14 protein-coding genes are annotated in these 21,141 nt (G+C 40.9%); 5 read left to right on the top strand and 9 right to left on the bottom strand.

Annotation, left to right across the window (positions count from 1 at the left end; translation table 11 throughout):
• Positions 1-874: 874 nt before the first annotated feature.
• Positions 875-1,765, top strand: a complete 891-nt coding sequence (nifH, locus tag V7K60_RS16645; protein WP_334926956.1) for a nitrogenase iron protein — start codon at positions 875-877, stop codon at positions 1,763-1,765.
• 285 nt (positions 1,766-2,050) lie between these two features.
• On the opposite strand, the gene V7K60_RS16640 is transcribed toward nifH, so the two are convergent.
• Together V7K60_RS16640 and V7K60_RS16635 are read right to left on the bottom strand one after the other, a co-directional pair.
• Entirely contained in the window at positions 2,051-2,347 is a 297-nt protein-coding gene (locus V7K60_RS16640; protein ID WP_322662302.1) for a hypothetical protein, read from the bottom strand.
• 215 nt (positions 2,348-2,562) lie between these two features.
• Entirely contained in the window at positions 2,563-4,659 is a 2,097-nt protein-coding gene (locus tag V7K60_RS16635; protein WP_334926955.1) for a TonB-dependent receptor plug domain-containing protein, read from the bottom strand.
• A gap of 541 nt (positions 4,660-5,200) precedes the next feature.
• Between V7K60_RS16635 and glgX the strand changes: the two genes are divergently transcribed.
• On the top strand, positions 5,201-7,327 hold the full coding sequence (gene glgX, locus V7K60_RS16630; protein WP_334926954.1) for a glycogen debranching protein GlgX: 2,127 nt from the start codon (positions 5,201-5,203) through the stop codon (positions 7,325-7,327).
• 70 nt (positions 7,328-7,397) lie between these two features.
• On the opposite strand, the gene V7K60_RS16625 is transcribed toward glgX, so the two are convergent.
• Both V7K60_RS16625 and V7K60_RS16620 read right to left on the bottom strand, forming a co-directional pair.
• Complete coding sequence (locus V7K60_RS16625) at positions 7,398-7,952, bottom strand: hypothetical protein (protein ID WP_334926953.1); 555 nt, start codon at positions 7,950-7,952, stop codon at positions 7,398-7,400.
• Positions 7,953-7,964: 12 nt separating this feature from the next.
• Positions 7,965-8,840: a hypothetical protein gene (locus V7K60_RS16620; RefSeq protein ID WP_334926952.1), complete on the bottom strand. Its 876-nt coding sequence runs from the start codon at positions 8,838-8,840 to the stop codon at positions 7,965-7,967.
• A 420-nt stretch (positions 8,841-9,260) separates the two neighbouring features.
• On the opposite strand from V7K60_RS16620, the gene V7K60_RS16615 reads away from it, so the two are divergent.
• Positions 9,261-9,887, top strand: coding sequence for a Uma2 family endonuclease (locus V7K60_RS16615; protein ID WP_334926951.1), 627 nt, complete (start codon positions 9,261-9,263; stop codon positions 9,885-9,887).
• 11 nt (positions 9,888-9,898) lie between these two features.
• On the opposite strand, the gene V7K60_RS16610 is transcribed toward V7K60_RS16615, so the two are convergent.
• The 4 genes from V7K60_RS16610 to V7K60_RS16595 all read right to left on the bottom strand — a co-directional run bounded on the left by V7K60_RS16610 (position 9,899) and on the right by V7K60_RS16595 (position 13,555).
• Complete coding sequence (locus tag V7K60_RS16610) at positions 9,899-10,849, bottom strand: tetratricopeptide repeat protein (protein WP_334926950.1); 951 nt, start codon at positions 10,847-10,849, stop codon at positions 9,899-9,901.
• 176 nt (positions 10,850-11,025) lie between these two features.
• Positions 11,026-11,361 (bottom strand): cytochrome c6 PetJ, encoded by a 336-nt coding sequence (petJ, locus tag V7K60_RS16605; protein ID WP_334926978.1) that lies wholly within the window; start codon positions 11,359-11,361, stop codon positions 11,026-11,028.
• Between the two features lie 363 nt (positions 11,362-11,724).
• Positions 11,725-12,219 (bottom strand): GNAT family N-acetyltransferase, encoded by a 495-nt coding sequence (locus V7K60_RS16600; protein ID WP_334926977.1) that lies wholly within the window; start codon positions 12,217-12,219, stop codon positions 11,725-11,727.
• A 163-nt stretch (positions 12,220-12,382) separates the two neighbouring features.
• The gene (locus V7K60_RS16595) at positions 12,383-13,555 is read right to left on the bottom strand and encodes an RpoD/SigA family RNA polymerase sigma factor (protein ID WP_334926949.1); all 1,173 of its coding nucleotides are present in this window, start codon (positions 13,553-13,555) and stop codon (positions 12,383-12,385) included.
• 804 nt (positions 13,556-14,359) lie between these two features.
• Here V7K60_RS16595 and priA point away from each other — a divergent pair.
• Positions 14,360-16,900, top strand: a complete 2,541-nt coding sequence (gene priA / locus V7K60_RS16590; protein ID WP_334926948.1) for a primosomal protein N' — start codon at positions 14,360-14,362, stop codon at positions 16,898-16,900.
• 370 nt (positions 16,901-17,270) lie between these two features.
• Positions 17,271-19,469 (top strand): Ig-like domain-containing protein, encoded by a 2,199-nt coding sequence (locus V7K60_RS16585; protein ID WP_334926947.1) that lies wholly within the window; start codon positions 17,271-17,273, stop codon positions 19,467-19,469.
• 155 nt (positions 19,470-19,624) lie between these two features.
• On the opposite strand, the gene V7K60_RS16580 is transcribed toward V7K60_RS16585, so the two are convergent.
• Complete coding sequence (locus V7K60_RS16580) at positions 19,625-21,139, bottom strand: ATP-binding protein (RefSeq protein ID WP_334926946.1); 1,515 nt, start codon at positions 21,137-21,139, stop codon at positions 19,625-19,627.
• Between the last annotated feature and the right edge of the window lie 2 nt (positions 21,140-21,141).

Genomic DNA, 21,141 nt, shown 5'->3' with positions numbered 1-21,141 from the left:
AAAATCTAAAACTAGATTGAGTAGGATAGTAGCCTTTGTAACAACTTGAAGTCAATCAAAATTTATCTGGGTATGAGCCAATAAGAGTTGGCTAACCTAGCTAGAGCATTACCCGCCAAAGGCAATTACTCTTGGAGTCTGGGAAGAAAGACTCTTAGTACAGCCTGACAATTCAATAGAAATACAGAATATTTACTAACTTCGTCTTGTGGGGGTAAACGTTTTCAACCGCAAACTAAGTTGAAGCAGTTGCTGACTTTTGCAACAAAAACTTCAAGCAGAATGGTGTTCTTCTATAATTTCGAGGAATTTAACCATACTGTCAAAAGTCACCAAGATATTATTTAAGTCAGAGTATCAGATGTTGCCTGTGCAGGTATTATATTACTGCACTGGTAGCTACCACTTTTAGCCTAGAATTTATCTTGCTGCATCAATCACGAAACGAGAAGCGTTATAGATTTTTTTGGTTACTTGACATCAGCAAAATCAGCAAAGTTGTAGCGACCATTTAAGAGTGGATTGCAATTTGGTTGGTTGTGTGGTTCAAGGAACAAATCTGCGTTCATTTGAATTCCTGCTGCAACCACTCTTGAGGCTTGAGCAACCATTTGGGATTCGTTACAACAACTGATAATGCTGAAGTCATAGTTTCAAAGGCTTCGTTATTAGGAGATTAGATTTTTCTATCTCTTAAGCCATCGCTTCGTGGGTAAATATGTTCTGATTTTAACTGTTTTTGCCAGGGTGCGATGTCTAGCGACAAGCCGCTAGGCGTCTACGCCAATAGGCTCTACTTCCCTACGACGCCAAGGGTGAATATTTCACATCAAGCTTACGACTCATCAACTAAATTTTTGTAGGAAACACAACCATGACTGACGAAAAGATTAGACAAATAGCTTTCTATGGTAAAGGCGGTATTGGTAAATCTACCACTTCTCAAAATACCCTTGCAGCAATGGCTGAAATGGGTCAACGCATTCTAATTGTCGGTTGCGACCCTAAAGCTGACTCCACCCGTTTGATGCTGCACAGCAAAGCTCAAACAACCGTTCTTCACCTCGCCGCAGAACGTGGTGCAGTAGAAGATATCGAAATCGAAGAAGTGATGCTCAAGGGTTTCCGTGACGTTCTTTGCGTAGAATCTGGTGGTCCAGAACCCGGTGTAGGTTGTGCCGGTCGTGGTATCATCACCGCCATCAACTTCTTAGAAGAAAACGGTGCTTACCAAGACTTAGACTTCGTATCTTACGACGTATTAGGTGACGTTGTGTGTGGTGGTTTTGCAATGCCTATCCGCGAAGGTAAGGCACAAGAAATCTACATCGTTACATCAGGTGAAATGATGGCAATGTATGCTGCTAACAACATCGCTCGTGGTGTTCTTAAGTATGCTCACACTGGTGGTGTGCGCCTGGGTGGTTTGATTTGTAATAGCCGTAACACTGACCGGGAAATTGACCTAATCCAAACCCTGGCAAAACGGTTGAACACCCACATGATTCACTACGTACCTCGTGACAACATCGTTCAACACGCAGAATTGCGCCGGATGACTGTTAACGAGTACGCACCTGATAGCAATCAAGCTAACGAATATCGGACATTGGCTCAAAAGATCGTTGACAACAAGAACCTTACTATCCCCACCCCCATTGAGATGGAAGAGTTAGAAGAATTGTTGATTGAATTCGGTATTCTTGAAAGCGACGAAAATACTGCCAAGTTGGTTGGCAAAACTGCTACTGAAGCATCTGTTTAAAGTATTGCTAAGTAAATAATGGTTTAGGGTGGGCAACAGCCCACCTTTTTCCCAATTTTTGCATTTCTTTGTTTGAATCCTTAATAGAAATATATAGCGATCGCTCATACTCTGCAAGAAGCCGCTACGTGTCTATGTAGAAGAGATGTTTTGAGATTTCCAAAGTGGTGGTTACAAATTAGAAAATATAAATGTTTCTGGCAATCGCTTGATATCTCTAATCTTAATCATTTTTGACCAGAAACTAGTACAGGGTTTGTTAACAACAATGACAGCTATACATCTCTACTCCCAAGTCGAAACATCTCGCAGCAAATTAGGAATTTCTCCTTGAGATAAGGGAAACTCTAGTAAAGTTTCTCTAATACCCAAATATCCCGATTCAGCAAACGATAAAAGCATTCGTGAAAGCGCTAGCCAAACCTCCGGTTCGTATTCCCAATCACGATAACGTGAAGCTTGACCAGCTATTGAACGTAGTGCCCAAAAATAAGAGTTTCTCACCACCGAACCACCCTTCTTAAACTCTGGCAAATCTTCGCGGTGGATAAAAAGTATTTTATTTTCAATTCTGGCTCTCATAGCAATTTTAGATTTTAGATTAAAAGTAAATTTTAAGTAGGGTCATTATGGCTTTAGCTTAACGCACTATGTTGTATGGCAGTGCGTCACCCTTACTAAAAAAATGCTGTAAAACCTAATATTCTATCTTTATAGGAAAGTGAGGTTTTCCAAATCATCTGCAAAGACATAAGAATGTAGAGACTTTGCAATGATAAAATCTCTACATTGAATACCTAAAAATTGGCACTTAAACCTACACGAAAAGTAAATCCAGGGCTATATATGCGATTAACTCGCTCATATTGCTCACCGAGTAGATTTTCTAAGTAAACTGTCAGCCCTAAATTGCTAGTTAAAGGTATACGCCCGCTCAAATCTAAATTCACAAAAGACGGTGCAAAATCTGTGGGTTTGTCACCAGGGTTAGCGAAGATGGATCTGCGAGCGCCACTATTGTAGGTAACATACAAGTTAGCTTGCCAACCTGAATTTTGATAACCCACACCAGTTTGAAGTACAGAATAGGGAATCAAACCTAATTGTAAACCTTTCTCTGTCCCTGTTTTTATTTGGGAATCTGTATAAGTATAGTTAAGGAAAGTTGACCAGCCAGCCGCAATTTTTAATTGCAATGCAGCCTCTAAACCATTGGTATCTACTAATCCAATGTTTGCCCATTTTCCGGCGATGACTCCCAAGCGATCGCCTATACTACTACCAAAGTAAGTAAACTGTCCAATCAGATTTTCCGAAAAATTAATATCCACTCCCGCAGTCCAAGTTGAGCCAATTTCTGGGCTTAAATCAGGATTAGGTTCCCAACCATGAACTGTATCATAAATATACAACTGATCTAACCCAGGATTGCGTTGTCCCCCTGCCCAACTTCCACGCACTGCTACCATTGGTGTGACAGCATAACGTAAACCAACACTAGGGTTGAGATAATTTCCAAATTGGCTGTCAAAGCTTTGCCTTATTCCTAAATCTATCAGAAAGTTATCGCTAATATTCCAAGTATTGACAGCGAATAAAGCTGCATTGAACAAACTCCGATCTTCAGTTTCGTTATTGGCAATCCTACTAGGATTTGTACTCAAAACATCATCGGTTAAATCGGTGTTTTTCAAATCTAATCCCCAGCGCAATTTATTATTGGCAGTAACTTTCCACTCATGATCTACCCTGGCTGTGAGTTGTTGGGTATCTAAAGCTCCTGTACGGTAAAATGCTCCTGTAGGGCCATAAGTGCTGAAATAATCTTGGTTATAACCAATTGAAGTTGTAAGATTGGAGCTTTCCCCGTTACCTAGCCGAGTTTTCCAAGATAAGCCAAGGTTTAAACCATCGTGGTCTAATCTATCTTGTTGGAGAGGAAATCCAAAATAAATTAAGCCGCGACGACTGCTGAGTTTAGTAACATCTAAATTCAAAGAATTTTTTTGATCTAAATCTAGTCCAATGCTACCAAAGTATGTACTTGTCGCTGTGTCTGCATTTGATAAAAATCCCTTTTCATCACGATTTGCTGCACCTACAGGAACTGGGTAACGGTTATCTGTAAAGAATCTTTCAAAGCTAAAGTTGTACTTGACCTTATCAGATGAACCACCATAGCTCACTTGTTGATTATTTAAATTCAATGAGCCAAATTCTGCACTAGCGCTCAATTTAGGTTTGCCATAACCTTCTTTGGTGATAATATTCACAACTCCCCCAAAGGCTGAGGAACCATATAAAGCGGAGGCTGTACCGCTATATAATTCTACTCGTTCAATCTCCTCTACAGGAATACTATTTAAATCAGTTCCACCATGATAAGTGTTGACATTATTGTTAATTGGTCTGCCATTAATTAGGAATACAGACTGATTAATTGAGGCTCCCCGATAGTATGTACCTGTGTGAGTATCTGCACCATGACCGACATCATTGATTGCAAAACCAGGCATTCTTTTCAAAATATCGGCTAAGCTGGTAGCGCCCTGTTTTTGAATTTCTTCTTTATCAATGACGTAAGTTGGAGTAGATTGGGGTAGATTGTCTGGTTCTGCGATCGTTTCTATAGTAATGTCTGCATCATCGCTCGGAGTTTGCTCTGTTTCTGGCTGAGTTTCTTCTGGATTAACTTCAATTGGTACAGATTGTTGAGATAAGAGTTCGGCATTAGTGGCGGGTAGCTCAATTTCACTCAAACTCGGAATATCTGAAATGACTTCCGTTGATTTATTAGTATTTCTCTGCTCAATTTCACTTTCAACAGCATAACTAGGAGACGCTATCAGTAAACTCGGTAAAGCAACTGTTAGCAATAAAAAATCCTTTTTCACGTTCTTTTTCACACCAAGTAAAAACAGTCACTACGTAGCATTGTTGCTGTAATAGTAAAATCGTGTCAAAAGACACGCTGTCATATTTCCACACTTCAGATGAGATTGTTGGTCAATTCACTATGTGTTAAACTCAAAAGCAAATGCATTTGAAGAAGGCAGAAGGGGATTCGACCTTCGATGATTTGGAGGCATGTAAAGAGCTGTAGCTTGCGGGAAGCTGACGCAACAGTGTGGGTTTTGAAGTTTTGCTTTTTAGCGTTGGTGCAGCCTGCTGTAGGTATCGCTTCCTGAAGCAGATCGTGCAGCGTGTCGCAGATAGAGCAGTTTTCCTTCAGCCTGTTGCCCTCTACATTAATTTTTCCAACTTAAGGAATAGAGATTTTTATTACTAATGATAGAGCAAATAATATTATTTAGAAGTTAGATTGTAATGTTAGTGATTTTAACGAAGAATTAGTAACTTTAGATTTTAACTAATTATTCAAAAAAGTCGAACTCAATAATATTTGCCGAAAAACTAATTATTTAAGATTTACTTATGTATGTAGCTTTATGGCCAGGGAATGTATATCCTTTAGGTGCAACTTGGGATGGTAAAGGGACAAACTTTGCTTTATTTTCGGAAAATGCAACAGGAGTAGAGCTTTGTTTATTTGATAACGATGACGAAGAAATTCGCATACCTTTGACAGAAAAAAACAATTTTGTTTGGCATGGTTACTTACCAGGAGTTGCCCCAGGCCAGAAGTATGGGTTTAGAGTACATGGGATGTGGGCACCGGAAGTAGGTCATCGATTTAATCCAAACAAACTATTAATTGACCCTTACACCAAGGCAATTGACGGTGAGTTTAATAACGATCCCTCTGTCTTTGGCTACTCTCTAGACGCTGAGGAAAAAGACTTAGTTTTTTCTGAACTAGATGATGCCAAAATAATGCCCAAGTGTGTTGTGGTCGATCAATCTTTTGATTGGGAAGGCGATAAACTGCTCGCGACACCTTGGTATAAAACTGTTATTTATGAAACTCACGTCAAAGGTTTTACTAAACTACACCCAGCTATTCCAGAAGAATTGCGCGGCACTTATGCCGGGTTAGCGCATCCTGCTGCAATTCAACACTTACTGCAATTAGGAATTACAGCAGTTGAGTTGATGCCAGTACATCACTTTTTATCTCAACCGGGACATTTAGAAGGAAAAGGATTAAGCAATTACTGGGGCTACGATTCCATCAATTATTTTGCCCCTTATTCTAGTTACAGTGCTAGTGGAACTGGGGGAGAACAAGTCACCGAATTCAAGCAAATGGTCAAGGCACTACATTTTGCCGGAATTGAAGTGATCTTAGATGTAGTCTACAACCATACTGGCGAAGGAAATCATTTCGGGCCAACGCTATCTTTGCGAGGTATTGATAATTCTGTATATTACCGTTTGGTAAAGGATGATCCTCGCCACTACACGGACTTTACAGGCTGCGGTAACTCTCTGAATGTGCGTCATGCTCAAGTTCTGAAGTTAATCATGGATAGCCTGCGCTATTGGGTAATAGAAATGCATGTAGATGGCTTCCGATTTGATTTGGCCTCGGCGCTGGCACGGGAATTATATGAAGTAGATAACCTATCAGCTTTCTTCGATATTATTCATCAAGACCCAATCTTGGCAGATGTGAAGCTGATTGCTGAACCTTGGGACTTAGGAGAAGGCGGCTATCAAGTCGGAAACTTTCCACTGCGTTGGTCTGAGTGGAATGGTAGATATCGGGATACAGTCAGAGATTTTTGGCGTGGTGTAGATGATAGTTTAGGACAATTTGCTTACTGTTTTACCGGTAGCCCTGACCTCTATCAAACAAACGGGCGCAACCCAAATGCAAGTATTAATTTCGTGACTGCTCATGATGGTTTCACGTTAAATGATTTAGTCAGCTACAACGAAAAGCATAACGAGGCAAACGGGGAAGACAGTAGAGATGGTGAAAGCCATAATAGATCCTGGAATTGTGGTGCAGAAGGCGAAACCGACGATCCAGAAGTAATGCGTTTGCGCGAACGGCAACGACGAAACTTTTTAGCAACCCTAATGCTATCTCAAGGTGTCCCAATGCTATTAGAGGGGGATGAAATTGGCTGTAGTCAAAAGGGAAATAATAATGTCTACTGCCAAGACAATGAAATTTCCTGGCGGCATTGGGATTTGCATAAAGCGAACGCAGATTTATTAGACTTTACACGTGAACTGATTAATTTCCGCCATCAGCATCCAGTATTGCGACGACGTAAGTGGTTTCAAGGTCGCCCCATTCACGGTTCAGGCATTAATGATATTGCTTGGTTTAATTCTGATGGCAGTGAAATGACTGAGAAGCAGTGGCTTATTAGCTATGCCAAAGTGATGGAGATTTTTTTTAATGGGCAGGGAATTGCTACTCCAGGGGATCGTGGTGAGCGGATTATTGATGAAAGTTTTTTGATATTTTTTAACGCTCACTACGAGTTAATTGAGTTTGCTTTACCCCATGAATTTAAAGACAAGGTTTGGGAGATAGTAATTGACACTAATGAACCTCGCTTTTTAGATCGGGGAAAATTCGTTTCAGACTCTCAAACTGTACCAGTTACAGATCGCTCTCTAATGGTGTTACGCCTTATTAGTTAGCAGTACGAGGAGAAAAAGATACTCAACTTTATAGAAAAAAGATATTTTTCTATAAAGTTGCTATAATCCCTTAATGATTTTTACTTGTAACTCTAATTAGAAAACGCAGAGCTTCATTTACTGCTTCCGAATTGGGAAACATTTCTGCAACATCAGGCTCTAAAAAAACTGTCAATTTTTCAATATTATTAAAATTATATTCACCATTTATCGTATTAGTGTCTGCCAAACCCTGATTTAGTTGAGGTTTATTCTGTATTATGGTTGTTTGTAAAGATGCAGCATTTAATTTATTAACTAGTGATTCCCAACTACTAACTTTGAGATTAAAGTGAGCCTTTGCATCCCGTAATGTTTGAAACTGTCGCTTCAGAATATCAACAGTATAAGTAGACTTCTTAGATACGTGTTTCTCTACATTTAGGTCTGACTCAACCATATCAACTACTTCATTAATAAGTCGGTCATGATTTTCGGCAATTTGAGCAGCAGCTCCTAAAATCCGAGAAGTTGCTTGTATCTGTACATCAGTCTCTTGTTTAAGGCGATCGGCAATACTGCGAATTTGATCTCCCAGCCTCGCTTTACCTTGTTTTTGCGTGGTTGGTAGTGATTTTTTGCTCATAAGTATGCTTGTTTATTCAGAAAGTATGTCTTTAATTGCTAGCCAGATGCGTTTAAATTTTTGTACCAAACCTATAGGATTGTTAGTTGTTTCTTCTTCCACCGAATCAACTAGAGATTGAATTCTATCCATACGCTCTGCTACAAGGTAAAGATTATTTACTGCTTCATCCTTACTTGCTAAAGAGTCACGCAATAGCACAACCATCTGGGCAATTTCTCGTTTTAATTTTTCATTCTCGGCTTTCCGGCGAGTTTCCCATCCCTTAATACTAGCTTTGGAACGACGCTCATGCTTGAGTTCTGCTTTAGCTTCATTGTATAAAGTCAAATACATTTCTCGTTCAGAGTTGGCTGCATCATATTTGGTAAGCAATTCAGTTGCTCTCGCTTTTTCTTCATTGTAGAGACAGAGTGTTTGTTGATGACTTTGTTGTTCATCAATATAAAAGCGATAATTTTGAGTGACTTGTTCTTTTAGCTCATTAGCTTCGAGTTGGCAAGTTTGAATCTCTCGCTGGTGAACATGAACTAGCTGGGATATTTTCGCCTTTTGTTCGTTGTAAAGGTAGAGTATCTTTTGATGATTTTCTTGCTCATCAATATAGAAGCGATAATTTTGAGTAAATTGCTCTTTCAGCTCATTAGCCTCGATTTTGTAAGTTTGAATCTCTTGCTGAACATGAACCAGTTGTGATGCAGCTTCTTTTGCACGTTGTTCTGCTTCATCGTGTTGAGATGCAGCTTCCTCATTTTCTTTCGCACGTTGTTGCCATTCATCGCGTTGAGCACGAACAGTCATCAATAGCTGTTTAAGCTCATGAGGAGAAGGTGGTTCTATATGCTTTGAGTGAAGATGAATAGGAGGTTTGCGCCCTAGATTTTTCATTGCGATAATTTAAGTTACTATGTGAGTATTCGTGATATTTAACTATAAAAATTTAGTTTAGCCGAGATGAACTCATTGAAGTGTGATCTCGGTTCTATTAGTAATATGATCTGACTCTGGGTTGATATAGCGGTTCTCAGTTGAGTGAGGTACAAGAACCCCACCCCCAACCCCCTCCCTGCAAGCGAGGAGGGGGCTATGGTGTACAGGGAACGCTATATATCTTTTAGTCTGCTTCAAACGCTCAAATTCCCAAACGTACAATCTCGAAGGGCTAGAGATATTGCGCTTAATAAGCAAGCTAACCTTTGAAAGGCGAAGGAGAATAAGCTTCAAAGCCTCTTCCCTTGTAGCAATTACGAATTACGTTAGCATTGAGAAAAATAGACGCTTCGCAAACACAATAGAAGACAATAATTTATGATTCAAGCCTTACGCAAAGTAGTTACATTCGATGAATTTGTTGCTAAATATCCTGACAACACAGGAAAACGTTATGAATTGCATGATGGAGTAATAGTTGAGATGCCGCAACCAACAGGCGATCATGAAGAGGTAGTTGGATTTTTAGCTTTTGAAGTTACTAGAGAGTGTATTCGTTTAAATCTCCCCTACTTCATACCCAAAACAGTATTAGTCAAACCGCTTGAAAATGAATCTGCTTACTCACCAGATGTGCTGATATTAAATCGCCCCAATTTAGTAAATGAACCTTTATGGAAAAAAGAATCTACTGTAAGCCAAGCGGAATCAATACCCTTAATAGTTGAGGTAGTAAGTAGCAATTGGCGTGATGATTATTTAAAAAAAGCTGCTGACTATGAAGCTGTAGGTATATCAGAATACTGGATTGTAGACTATGCTGCTTTAGGCGGTAGGCGATTTATTGGCAACCCCAAACAACCAACTATCTCCCTCTACACTTTAATTGAGGGAGAATACCAAGTCAGCCAATTTCAAGGTAGCGATCGCATTATCTCACCTCTTTTCCCAGAGTTAAACTTAACCGTCGAACAGATTTTTCAAGCTGGTAAATACCCTGCATAGTGCTGAAAGTCTTATAAAAGAGCGATTTCAGTTGCAAAGGAAATTTGTCGTCGCAGATTCTTCAATAAATCTAGAGTTTTTTTGTAAGCAACTCTCTTTCCTTGGTTTTCAAAGTACTCAGATGCTTTTTGTAAATCAGCGTAGATGCGAAGCAGCTTGTTGCCAGACATTGCTCCTAAATGATATCCTAAACGATACTGAGCTACTCCCCGATTAACATAAGCTTGGCCATTACTGGGATTAAGTCTGATTACTTGCGAAAAATCACGCACTGCACCCAAGTCATCACCATTTCGGCCGCAAGCACAACCCCGGTTAAAGTACCCTCTATAATCGTTAGCATTGAGACGAATTGCTAGATTAAAGTCGAGCATAGCTGCTTGGGTATCTTGCAAGACAAAATGCGCTAAACCTCGGTCATTATAGATATCTGCAAGTAGTAAGCTAGTTATTCGAGGTATCTGAGTTAGGGCTAAATTAAAGTCAAGAATTGCCTCCGAATCTTTCCCATCGCCGGCACGGGCTAGCCCTCGGTTATAGTAAGCTCGAAAATCGTAGGGTTTAAGTGCAACGGCTCGATTATGATCGACAATGGCAGCAGGATAATCCCCTTCTCTGTAGTGTGCTACTCCCCGGTTCAGGTAAGCCTCAAAGTTATCCGGTGCAAAATTTATGGCTTGAGTACAATCTGTAACAGCTTGATGGTAATCTTGTAATTGGAGATAAGCCAGACAGCGATCGCTATAAGCAACAGCCAAATCTTTCTCAAGTGCAATCGCCTGGTTGAAATTCTCTATTGCTTCCTGATAATCACCGCGCTGCATCTTATCTACACCCAACTCTAAGAAATCACTCGCTGTAATTTGGGTAATTAAAATGGGTGAAGAATGTGCAGATAAAGTCAGAAAAGTCAGAGGTAAAGCAATAATTGTACTGAAAAATAATCGCCAGAAGTTACTCATAATACTAAATTAGGATAGGTAGTATTGTTTGATATTCTTGGAACAGTCATTTTGTAAAGACTCTTAATCCAAAATCCCAAATTGGTATATGCATCCTATTTGATAATTGCGGTAACTCTAAAATTAGCGGGGCTTTTTGTCCCGCTAATTATTAATTTTTAAAGTCAGATTTTAGCCTACTTCCATTCTTTATCTGCTTGTAAAAGCACATAAGCTGCTACATTTTCAATTTGTTCAGGCTTCAAACGTTTGCTGAAGGCGGGCATGGCATTTTTACCGTTTGTAACCTGGGCAATAATCGCCTCTGCTGAGTACAAACCATACTTTTCTAAAGCGTCCTTTTTCAGACTTTTGTCAGCTTTAACCAGATTTTTTCCTCCTGCGTGACAAGAGACACAATTGGCACTAAATACTTTAGCTCCACTAGCAGCATCTGCTGCGAAAGCTGGAGGAATGAAGGCAAAGGTGAAGATTGCTATGCCTAACAGTATGACTGTAATTATTTTTTTCATTTCGTGTTCTCTCTGCAATAACAGCTTATTCGGTGCAATGTCCTCCATAATTGTGAGTTGAGCCGCTGCCATAGTCAAATGACAAGCTGTCAAACTTTGGTTTATTAAATAAAGTTTTTGAATTTTGAATCTTGGGGATTTTAGATTTAGGTTTGTTGGCACAAAGCGATATCTAATGAGAAGGTGCTTCTCTACAAAATACCCTAGTTTACTTATTTGCAAAAATGTGCATTTATGTTGATGATTCAAATGCAAATTTTTGTGAATTTGAATATGTTATAAAGAAAATCATTAAAATTTAAGGATGAAATATTAAAGATGAAAATTGTCCTGCATCATCCTTTATAATTCATCCTTTGTTTTTTATTTAACACTTCCTAATCGAGTAAGCACATCTTCTGTGACGCGACAAATTCGCCAATCATCTAATATGGATGCTCCCATCCTACGGTAGAATGCTTGGGCTGACTCATTCCAGTCTAAGACACTCCACTCTAATCGCCCACAATCACGTTCTACAGCTATCTGAGCTACTTTAGTCAAGAGAGCCTTACCAATACCTTGCCTGCGATATTCTGGTAAAACAAATAAATCTTCCAGATAAATTCCTGGCTTAGTCAGAAATGTTGAATAATTATGAAAAAATAGCGCAAAACCAACAGCTTGACTCGCAGATTCTGCTAATATTGCTTCTACATACCTCCGCGAACCAAATAAATGCTCCTGAAGTGCTAGAGGATTGCCAGCAATCGCGTGAGATAATTTTTCATATTCTGCAAGTCCCTCAATTAATTTAAACAGTACGCTGCAATCGGCTGGTTCAGCAAAACGCACAATCAAATTGCTACCCGAAGTCATTAGTCTATAGTCCATAGTTTATAGTCCATAGTCTATAGGCAACTGGGCAATTTATTTTGAGTATTGACTAAACAAGAGCCGAAAAAAGCTACAAAACGCCCAATTTTTGCGAATTGCAAAGCTAATTAAGTTCAAGATTGCATCTCTATCTTGAGCAATGTAATTAAATCAACCAACCTTTTAAGCGTTTCGCTATGTGAGGACGGCGCAATTTCCGCATGGCTTTGCTTTGAATTTGACGCACTCGCTCACGAGAAAGATTGAACATATTGCCAACTTCTTCTAAGGTACATGGTTCGCTGGTTGTCAAACCATAACGCAGAGAAATTACATCTTTCTCTCGTGGAGTTAACACGTCACCTAAGACTTCCCAAATCTCTTGACGCATCATGTTTTCATTCATTTTTGCTTCAGGAGACAAGTTATCTTCATCTTCTAGCAAATCCATCAATTCCGTGTCTTCTTCTTTACCGACGCGGTGGTTGAGAGAGAGTGCTTGTCGTCGTAGCTGTTGTAGCTGGCGTAGTTGTTGCACGCTAATCTCTAAATATTCTGCCATTTCACCTTCGGTAGGATTACGACAGAGTTTTTGTTTGAGTTCCCGTTGGGCTTTTTTTAGCTTGTTAAGCTTTTCAACAATATGAATCGGTAGCCGAATTGTTCGCGCATCGTTAGCTATCGCTCTAGTAATTGCTTGTCTAATCCACCAATAGGCGTAAGTAGAAAACTTATATCCTTTATCGGGATCAAACTTTTCTGTAGCGCGATTTAAACCCATAGCTCCTTCCTGAATTAAATCCAGAAAAGGCACTCCCCGATTCAAGTATCGTTTAGCAATAGACACTACCAATCTCAAGTTCGAGCGAATCATTTTGCGTTTCGCTACTCTCCCTTGATACAAGCGATTTTCTAGTTGCTTTTCCGTCATTACTAGCTCGGAAGCGACTTCTAATTTGCTGGGTTCATGTTCCAGTTTTAACTTTAAAGCCGCTTGTATTTCTCTAAATTCCTCTAGAAATCTGACTCGCCGCGCTAACTCTACTTCTTCGTCAGCTTTTAAGAGCGGATAACGCGCCATTTCCTTAAAAAACGCGCCGACAGCATCATCATGTTCGGTTTTGTTGTATCCCGAAGGACGAGCCGCCGCCATGTCATCTCCATCGCGTTCGTCTGATTCCAGATTTTCTACTACAATTGGAGATTCTTCTTCTGCCACTGCATTTAAACTATCGAGTGATGGTTCTTCGATATCAGCAGCATTCTCCAATATTTCCATTTTTCCCAATTCAACAATATTCATATTTTCCTTTAGGGATTGTTGCTTTGTTTGGTACATAATTTATTTACACCTACTCGTTTGAGGCTTGGTAGTTTTCCCTAATGGACGATGCACCCCTAAAGAATAGCGAAATATAGGCTGATGCTAATTTGTCTACAGAAATAAAAATCGGCATCTACCTAGTACCTATAGGTTACAGTTATATACAACCTATAACGAAACTGACCTTAGCACCCAGCAAAACTTTTTTCTGAGATTCCCAACAGATATATTCTTCATTTTTTTCTGAATTATCAAATATGTCAAACCCCCTCAAACATTCTCAACCTTAACAAATATAAAAATTCCAGCTAATCATCCAAATTTCTTAAACTTTCATATATTTTTCTAAATATTTATAATGTCTTAGGCGCTGGAGTTTACTGTATAAAAGGAAGACCTACTAATGGGTTACGCATTCCTGATTTGATTTCAAGTTACCTACATGATACAAATTACAAGAATAGCAGCTTAATTTTGATCCGATCTTACTTTGTATAAAAGCATCTCATATACAGAAAGGGTTGAATATCTACCGATAGGCGGAAAAAGTCTACTCCATATTTAGTAGATAGAGCAACGGTTGCAGCAATAGCCGACATGCTTTTATTTGTATAGTGGGCACCAAATATTTATTGCATATATAGTTGATACGAATTTGTCTAGTAGATTACATAAGAGGAAAATTATCAAGTATTATGAAGAATAACAGTATTGAGAAATACCATTTAAATTTAAGAAAGCGAAAAACTAAAGTTTAGTTAGCTAGGTTGATTTTGACCAGCTATGTGAGGGAAATATTTAATTATAAAATCAGCAAGTATGTATATTAATGACATAAATTTATCTCCTTTAGTGGTGAGTGAACCGAGTGAATCATACAAGTCAGATACAACGTTGAATCGGTGGGTTGAGGTATTGGTAGACTGTCCAGGAGCCTCAACGGAATTAGAGAAAGGGGAAAAACTATATACGTATCGATTACCTGCCAAGTTAGAAGTAAAACCAGGGGATATTTTGAGTGTGCCATTTGGGGCGCAACAGGTGGGAGGAGTAGCTATTCGTTTCCTGGCAAAACCCCCAGCAGATTTAGCACTGGAAAAAATCCGGGAAGTAGAAGATGTGATTCAGAGGGATTTCATCGGAGATAGTTACTTTATTTTGCTGGAACGGGTATCACAGTATTACTACACACAACTGATTCAGGTAATACGTATGGCGTTGCCACCTGGATTATTGGGGCGATCGCAGCATCGCATTCGGCTCAAGCGAGAAAACATTCCCAATGGTGCAGTAGAATTCCTTGGTTCAACGGCAGCTCGTCAAATTCTTAAAATTCTGCAATCTCAAGTTGATGGGGACTACAGTTTCAAATTCCTCAAGCGCCAGGTTCAAGGATTTGATCGTGGAAAGAAGCAATTACTCGAACGCAATTGGGCAGAAAGTTATGTGCAATTACTTAGATATTCTCAACCCCAGACAAAACCAGTAGTCACGTTAGTTGCCGATGGATCTTACATTGATTTAAATAAGCGTCAGCGGGAAATTTTAAAAGTGCTACGCGATTGTGGTGGCGAGTTGTGGCTAAATGAGTTTCTACAGATTTGTAAGACAACTACCCCTACGCTAAAAGGGTTAGAACAAAAGGGCTGTATCGTCATCGAAGAACGGGAAGTATTGCGAAGGGAACAAGGCCCAGCATTAGCTCAAGATCAACCAAAGTCTTTAAATACTGCCCAAGCTAGCGCTTTAGAGACAATCCAGACATTAGATGAATTTGCTCAAATTTTATTGCATGGGGTGACAGGTTCAGGAAAAACCGAAGTATATTTGCAAGCGATCGCACCTCTCCTCAACCAAGGTAAATCTGCCCTTGTCTTAGTCCCAGAAATTGGACTTACACCGCAGCTAACGGATCGTTTTCGCGCCCGTTTTGGTAATAAAGTCAGCATTTATCACAGCGCCCTCTCAGATGGTGAACGTTACGATACTTGGCGGCAAATGCTCACGGGAGAACCCCAAGTTGTTATTGGTACTCGCAGCGCCGTTTTTGCCCCTTTACCCAACTTGAGTTTAATTATCTTAGATGAAGAACACGATAGCAGTTTTAAACAAGATTCCCCCATACCCACCTACCACGCCCGCACCGTTGCCCAATGGCGAGCCGAATTAGAAAATTGCCCCTTGGTGTTGGGTTCTGCTACGCCTTCGTTGGAAACTTGGGTAAGCGTGAGGAGGCAGGAGGCAGGAGGCAGGGGGCAGGGGGCAGAAGGCAGGAGTTATTACTTAAGTTTGCCTGAACGCATCAATTCCCGCCCTTTACCGCCGGTGGAAATCGTCGATATGCGGCAAGAGTTGCAACAGGGAAATCGTTCTATATTTAGTAGATCGCTGCAAACAGCTTTACAAGAGTTGCAAGAAAGAAAACAACAGGGAATTTTATTTATCCATCGGCGGGGACACAGTACTTTTGTTTCTTGCCGCAGTTGTGGATATGTGTTGGAATGCCCGCACTGTGATGTGTCGCTGGCATATCACCACACCGAAGAAAAAGCGCCGGAATTATTGCGGTGTCATTACTGTAACTATGCGCGATCGCACCCCAAATTTTGCCCTGATTGTAGTTCCCCTTACCTGAAATTTTTTGGTAGCGGTACTCAACGAGTCACGCAGGAACTAGCGCGACAGTTCCCAGAATTGCGTTTGATTCGTTTTGATAGCGATACCACCCGTAACAAAGGCTCACATCGTACCCTACTCACTCAGTTTGCCAACAGCGAAGCAGATTTATTAGTCGGTACGCAAATGCTTACCAAAGGTTTGGATTTACCACAGGTGACACTTGTGGGCGTTGTCGCCGCCGATGGATTGCTAAATTTATCAGATTATCGCGCCAGTGAACGGGCATTTCAAACCTTGACTCAAGTCGCTGGACGTGCTGGTAGAGGTGAAGATCCGGGTAGAGTAATTGTGCAGACTTATACTACAGAGCATCAGGTAATTGCAGCAGTGCGATCGCACGATTATCAGTCTTTCTCTCAAGCGGAATTAGAACAACGCCAAGCACTCAACTATCCTCCTTATGGGCGGTTAATTTTGTTGCGTTTAAGCAGTCTTGACCCCATTCAAGTACAAAATACGGCGCAAGTTATTGCTACAGCCTTGAGTACAGAAGAAGAATTCGAGATATTAGGCCCAGCACCAGCGAGTATTTTACGGGTAGCTAATCGTTATCGTTGGCAGATATTGATTAAATTTGCCCCTGATGCCTTGCCACAATTGCCAGATTGGGAAGAAGTGCGATCGCTTTGTCCTTCGTCTGTAAGTTTAACTATTGATGTAGACCCGATTAATATTATGTAAATTATGTAAACATGATATTAACTGCATATTAACAGCATATATAAAAATGAACTCTGCCAACACCAATTAAAGGTTGGTTTATAGTCATAATTTTGAAGATTTATTGCTTTTTACGTAATCATACTGTAGCAAGTTGAGGAATTAGAAAGTTCCTTTATAATTTTCTTAAAAAGAAGTTCAGTATTTATGTAATTTCCAGTAATTACTAAATAATTTTTATACAGTTTCCAGAAGTGGGTTCCCTAAGACTTGCAGTCATTACGTTCGTTTATAGCCAGTGAAGGATTGCCAGGAATAATCATTGTAGATTCTTGGCCAATGTTAATGGACTACTCACGTATCAACTACGAACACAACAGCAAGGCATACTATGATTTACAAGATCAAACCCAAAATACTCGTATTAGCAATTGTTCAAGGGATTGCTTTTCAACCAAATAACGCTTCTGTACCATCTGGGTATATTAAAGATATCGGTCAAGCCTACAATGATACTAGAGGCTTTGGTTGGGTGCGTGAAGATAGCTTAGGCAATACTACACCCACTCCCCTTGATATCCAACTCAATACACGCGATCGCAACCAAAGTGGCATCGATCGGCGACTAAATAGACTAATTCATCTACAATATCCTCCTAGCAATTCGGGAACAGCAGTCAAGATACCCGCCGCTTGGGAATATGCCCTATCTAATGGTTCCTACAATGTGACTGTTAGCGTTGGTGATGCTAGTGATACTACAAATAGTAAGCACCAGATTAATATAGAAGGGAGGGTTGCTATTTCTGCTTTCGTACCAACGGCAACCAAAAAGTTTGCCGCAGTTACTCGAATTGTTAATGTTGCCGATGGCAAGCTCACAATTGATGCTAAAGGTGGTAAGAATACCAAGCTCAACTATATTGCGATCGCACCAGGTAATCGTCCCTCGATCAGAACGACTAATCCTAATGATGGTGAGACAAACGTGTCGCCAGATATCTCGATTACAGCAGACCTAAATCTCCCCAATAGTGGGATTGCGGTTAATACCATTTCCGCCTCAACCATCAAGCTGATAGATAGCAGTACTAACACGCAAGTCAATACTAATTACAACACTTCCGGTGGTGGAGATGTGATTGTAGTGTCTCCGATAAATCGTCTCAAGAACAATACCAAATACTTGTTACAAATTACCGATGGGGTTAAAGATAGCAATGGTGCTGCATTCTTACCCTATAGCATCAGTTTCACAACAGGCACGTTTGTGATCCCAGTAAGCAATATTACCTTCGAGCAAGTCTCACTAGCGAATGTACCTGTCAAACCTTACACGACAGTATTGATTGGGCCTGACAATAAACTCTATGCTGCCACCTTACTAGGTGAGATTTTGCGTTTCCCGATCAATGCTGATGGCACTCTGGGTAAGCCACAAACGATTACCTCATTGCAGACTGCAAATGGTGGTAATCGAACGATCATTGGTATGCACTTTGATCCCTCATCAACAAATGCTAGCAACCTAATTCTCTGGGTAACAAATAACTACTACTGGAATAGTACTGTTGATGCACCAGAGTGGAGTGGTAAAATTACTCGTTTAAGCGGTACCAATCTAGAGACAGTAAAAGACTATGTGGTTGATTTACCGCGATCAAGCCGAGATCATCTAACCAATAGCATTGCGTTTAAGCCCAATGAGCCAAATGTGCTGTATGTGTTGCAGGGTAGTAATAGTAGTACCGGCGCACCAAACACGGTTTGGAGTAATCGTCCTGAGCAATTGTTAACTGCTGCTGTATTACGAGTTGACCTGTCCAAAATCACCTCACCTCCTTTAAGCGTTAAGACTGAGGATGGAGGTACTTATAACCCTTTTAATCCGGGAGCGCCTGTAACTATCTTTGCTAGCGGTATACGTAATGGCTACGATCTGGTTTGGCATAGCAATGGTCAGTTGTATGTGCCAACAAATGGTTCGGCAGCTGGTGGCAATACGCCAAATACACCTATCCCTCTACCTCTTGCCTGTCAAAACCGTATTGATCAAGCTACTAATGGGGCATATACTAGTCCATCTGTGCCTGCTCTTAGCAGTCTAGGCACACAGCGAGACTTTCTGTTTCGCGTTGTTAAAAATGGTTATTACGGTCATCCCAATCCGAAGCGTTGTGAGTGGGTGTTGAGTGGAGGAAATCCTACAGATGGTACAGATCCAGTTCAGATCAAGGAATATCCCATTGGTACTCTACCTGACCGAAATTGGAAGGGTATTGCCTTCGATTTCGGAGAGCATATTTCACCTAATGGCATTATTGAATATCGCAGTCATGTTTTAGGCGATCAGCTGCAAGGCAAACTGCTGGTGACACGCTTCAGTTCAGGGAAAGACATCATTGTGCTAACCCCAGGTGGCCCAAACTTGGATATTGTAAATTCCCAAACGGGTATTAGTGGCTTCACTGGTTTTAATCCAAGTCCATTGGATTTGATTGAGAATCCCACGAATGGAAATCTCTACGTGGCACAACTTAGTCAAGAAACGGGCATGGGCAAAATTACACTTCTGCGTCCACTAAAATAATGTCAGTACCGAGCGATCGCTCAATTATTTAATACCAATTCAAAAAATGTTTATGACAGATAACCCACCCACGCTGACGCACACCCTCCCCGATGCTTTGGGCGGGGTTAGGGACGGGTATTATCTATGTGTTGCATTCTTTTTTCAAATTGGTATTACTTCATCGGTAAGGTGAGGGTGAACGCTGTTTGACCAGAAGGTGTTAAGTCAAGAGTAAGGTCGCCACGATGTGCCCTGGTAATTTCTCGGGCTAGGCTCAGTCCTAGTCCGATTCCTTCGACCTTGCGGTTACGTGAGGGATCGCCGCGATAGAAGCGGTCAAAAATGCGTTCGCGTTCGCTTAGGGGAATATCTTTTGATGCATTGACAATGGTAACGTGAAGAGTTAAATGAGTTTGATGAGCGCGAATCAGTATCCAGCCGTTGGTGAGATTGTATTTGATCGCATTACTAAATAGGTTTTGCAAAACTTGAATTAAAAGATCGCGATCGCCTTTTACCCGCAACCCATCAATAAAGTCAGTTTGCACTGTCAAATGGGGAGCTAGCATTTCCACATCTTCTAGCATCTCCATCAGCAACTCAGACATATCCACGTCAACTAGATACAAGCTCATTTTTCCGGCATCTGCCAGAGATAGCAACAAGAGTTTTCGCATAATTCCACTCAGGCGGCGCACCTCATCTAACAGGTTGCTTAAGCGCTGTTGTACTTCACTACCGGGATCAACCTGTTGGAGTGTTCGTTCTAGTTCGCCTTGCAAAATAGTCAGTGGGGTTTTCAGTTCATGGGCCGCGTCACCACTAAAGCGGGAAGCTTGGGTAAAACTACGTTCCAAACGTGACAACATCAGGTTAAACACCTGAATCAGTTCGACAAATTCAACATCAGTTGTCCCAATGGGAATTCGCTGATCTAGCCCTTTGACAGTTACCTGTTGAATTACACCCGTTAATTGCCGGATGGGACGCAAAGCACCACCAGAAACCAACCATGCTCCCACTGCAACTAGTAGCAACGCTCCCGGAATTGAAACCAGGAAGATATTGCGAATGGTAGCCATTTCTTGATCTACGGCTTGCAAGCTAATGGCAATGGCAATCTGAGCATTGGGAAATTTAGCTGCCCCCATCCGCCAGACTGCTGTTGTTGTCTGTTGAGTAACAAATTGAGGTGGGCGTGGACGAATCAGAGGTGGCCGCTGGGTCGATGGATTTGTATTAGAGGGTAAAGGTGGTGGTTCTCTCTTTGGGGGCGGTGGTAGAGGTGTCAACTCAAGACGCTTAAGCAACAGACGATTCACCTCAAGGTCGGCAGGTAGGGAGTTTGATTGATAAAGGTTGTTGTTGTTTGCGTCCAGCACCACCAGGGCGACGGGGGTTTTTGTATTGGTTCCGAAAGCATAAGATAATGAATCTTCGTAAAACTGCCATCGCGAGCGATCGCCTGAGCTTTCTCTTCTGGGAGACGCTGCACCACCAGGAGGTTGCTCTCGTGGAGGAAAGTTCGGAGTTGCCCGCATCAAATGATTTAATAGTTCTGCATCCAAGCGGCTAATCTTAGCATTGTAAATCTGAAACCAGGAAACTGCACCAAATCCGACTAATGTGCTGCCAGCTAGAGCCGCAGACAACAGAGCAATACGGAGTCGAAATGAAGGAAGTTTCATGA

The organism is Nostoc sp., from assembly GCF_036917555.1.
Taxonomy (GTDB): Bacteria; Cyanobacteriota; Cyanobacteriia; order Cyanobacteriales; family Nostocaceae; genus Nostoc.
The sequence above is the reverse complement of the archived record's forward strand: the minus strand, read 5'-3'. Positions and strand labels throughout refer to the sequence as shown.

What these genes read in the sequence shown, in the direction of transcription:
- priA (WP_334926948.1), top strand. Translation starts at nt 14,360, where the DNA reads ATGTATATTAATGACATAAATTTATCTCCTTTAGTGGTGAGTGAACCG.
- petJ (WP_334926978.1), bottom strand. Translation starts at nt 11,361, where the DNA reads ATGAAAAAAATAATTACAGTCATACTGTTAGGCATAGCAATCTTCACC.
- V7K60_RS16625 (WP_334926953.1), bottom strand. Translation starts at nt 7,952, where the DNA reads ATGAGCAAAAAATCACTACCAACCACGCAAAAACAAGGTAAAGCGAGG.
- V7K60_RS16620 (WP_334926952.1), bottom strand. Translation starts at nt 8,840, where the DNA reads ATGAAAAATCTAGGGCGCAAACCTCCTATTCATCTTCACTCAAAGCAT.
- V7K60_RS16600 (WP_334926977.1), bottom strand. Translation starts at nt 12,219, where the DNA reads ATGACTTCGGGTAGCAATTTGATTGTGCGTTTTGCTGAACCAGCCGAT.
- V7K60_RS16615 (WP_334926951.1), top strand. Translation starts at nt 9,261, where the DNA reads ATGATTCAAGCCTTACGCAAAGTAGTTACATTCGATGAATTTGTTGCT.
- V7K60_RS16610 (WP_334926950.1), bottom strand. Translation starts at nt 10,849, where the DNA reads ATGAGTAACTTCTGGCGATTATTTTTCAGTACAATTATTGCTTTACCT.
- V7K60_RS16640 (WP_322662302.1), bottom strand. Translation starts at nt 2,347, where the DNA reads ATGAGAGCCAGAATTGAAAATAAAATACTTTTTATCCACCGCGAAGAT.
- V7K60_RS16585 (WP_334926947.1), top strand. Translation starts at nt 17,271, where the DNA reads ATGATTTACAAGATCAAACCCAAAATACTCGTATTAGCAATTGTTCAA.
- V7K60_RS16595 (WP_334926949.1), bottom strand. Translation starts at nt 13,555, where the DNA reads ATGTACCAAACAAAGCAACAATCCCTAAAGGAAAATATGAATATTGTT.
- V7K60_RS16580 (WP_334926946.1), bottom strand. Translation starts at nt 21,139, where the DNA reads ATGAAACTTCCTTCATTTCGACTCCGTATTGCTCTGTTGTCTGCGGCT.
- glgX (WP_334926954.1), top strand. Translation starts at nt 5,201, where the DNA reads ATGTATGTAGCTTTATGGCCAGGGAATGTATATCCTTTAGGTGCAACT.
- nifH (WP_334926956.1), top strand. Translation starts at nt 875, where the DNA reads ATGACTGACGAAAAGATTAGACAAATAGCTTTCTATGGTAAAGGCGGT.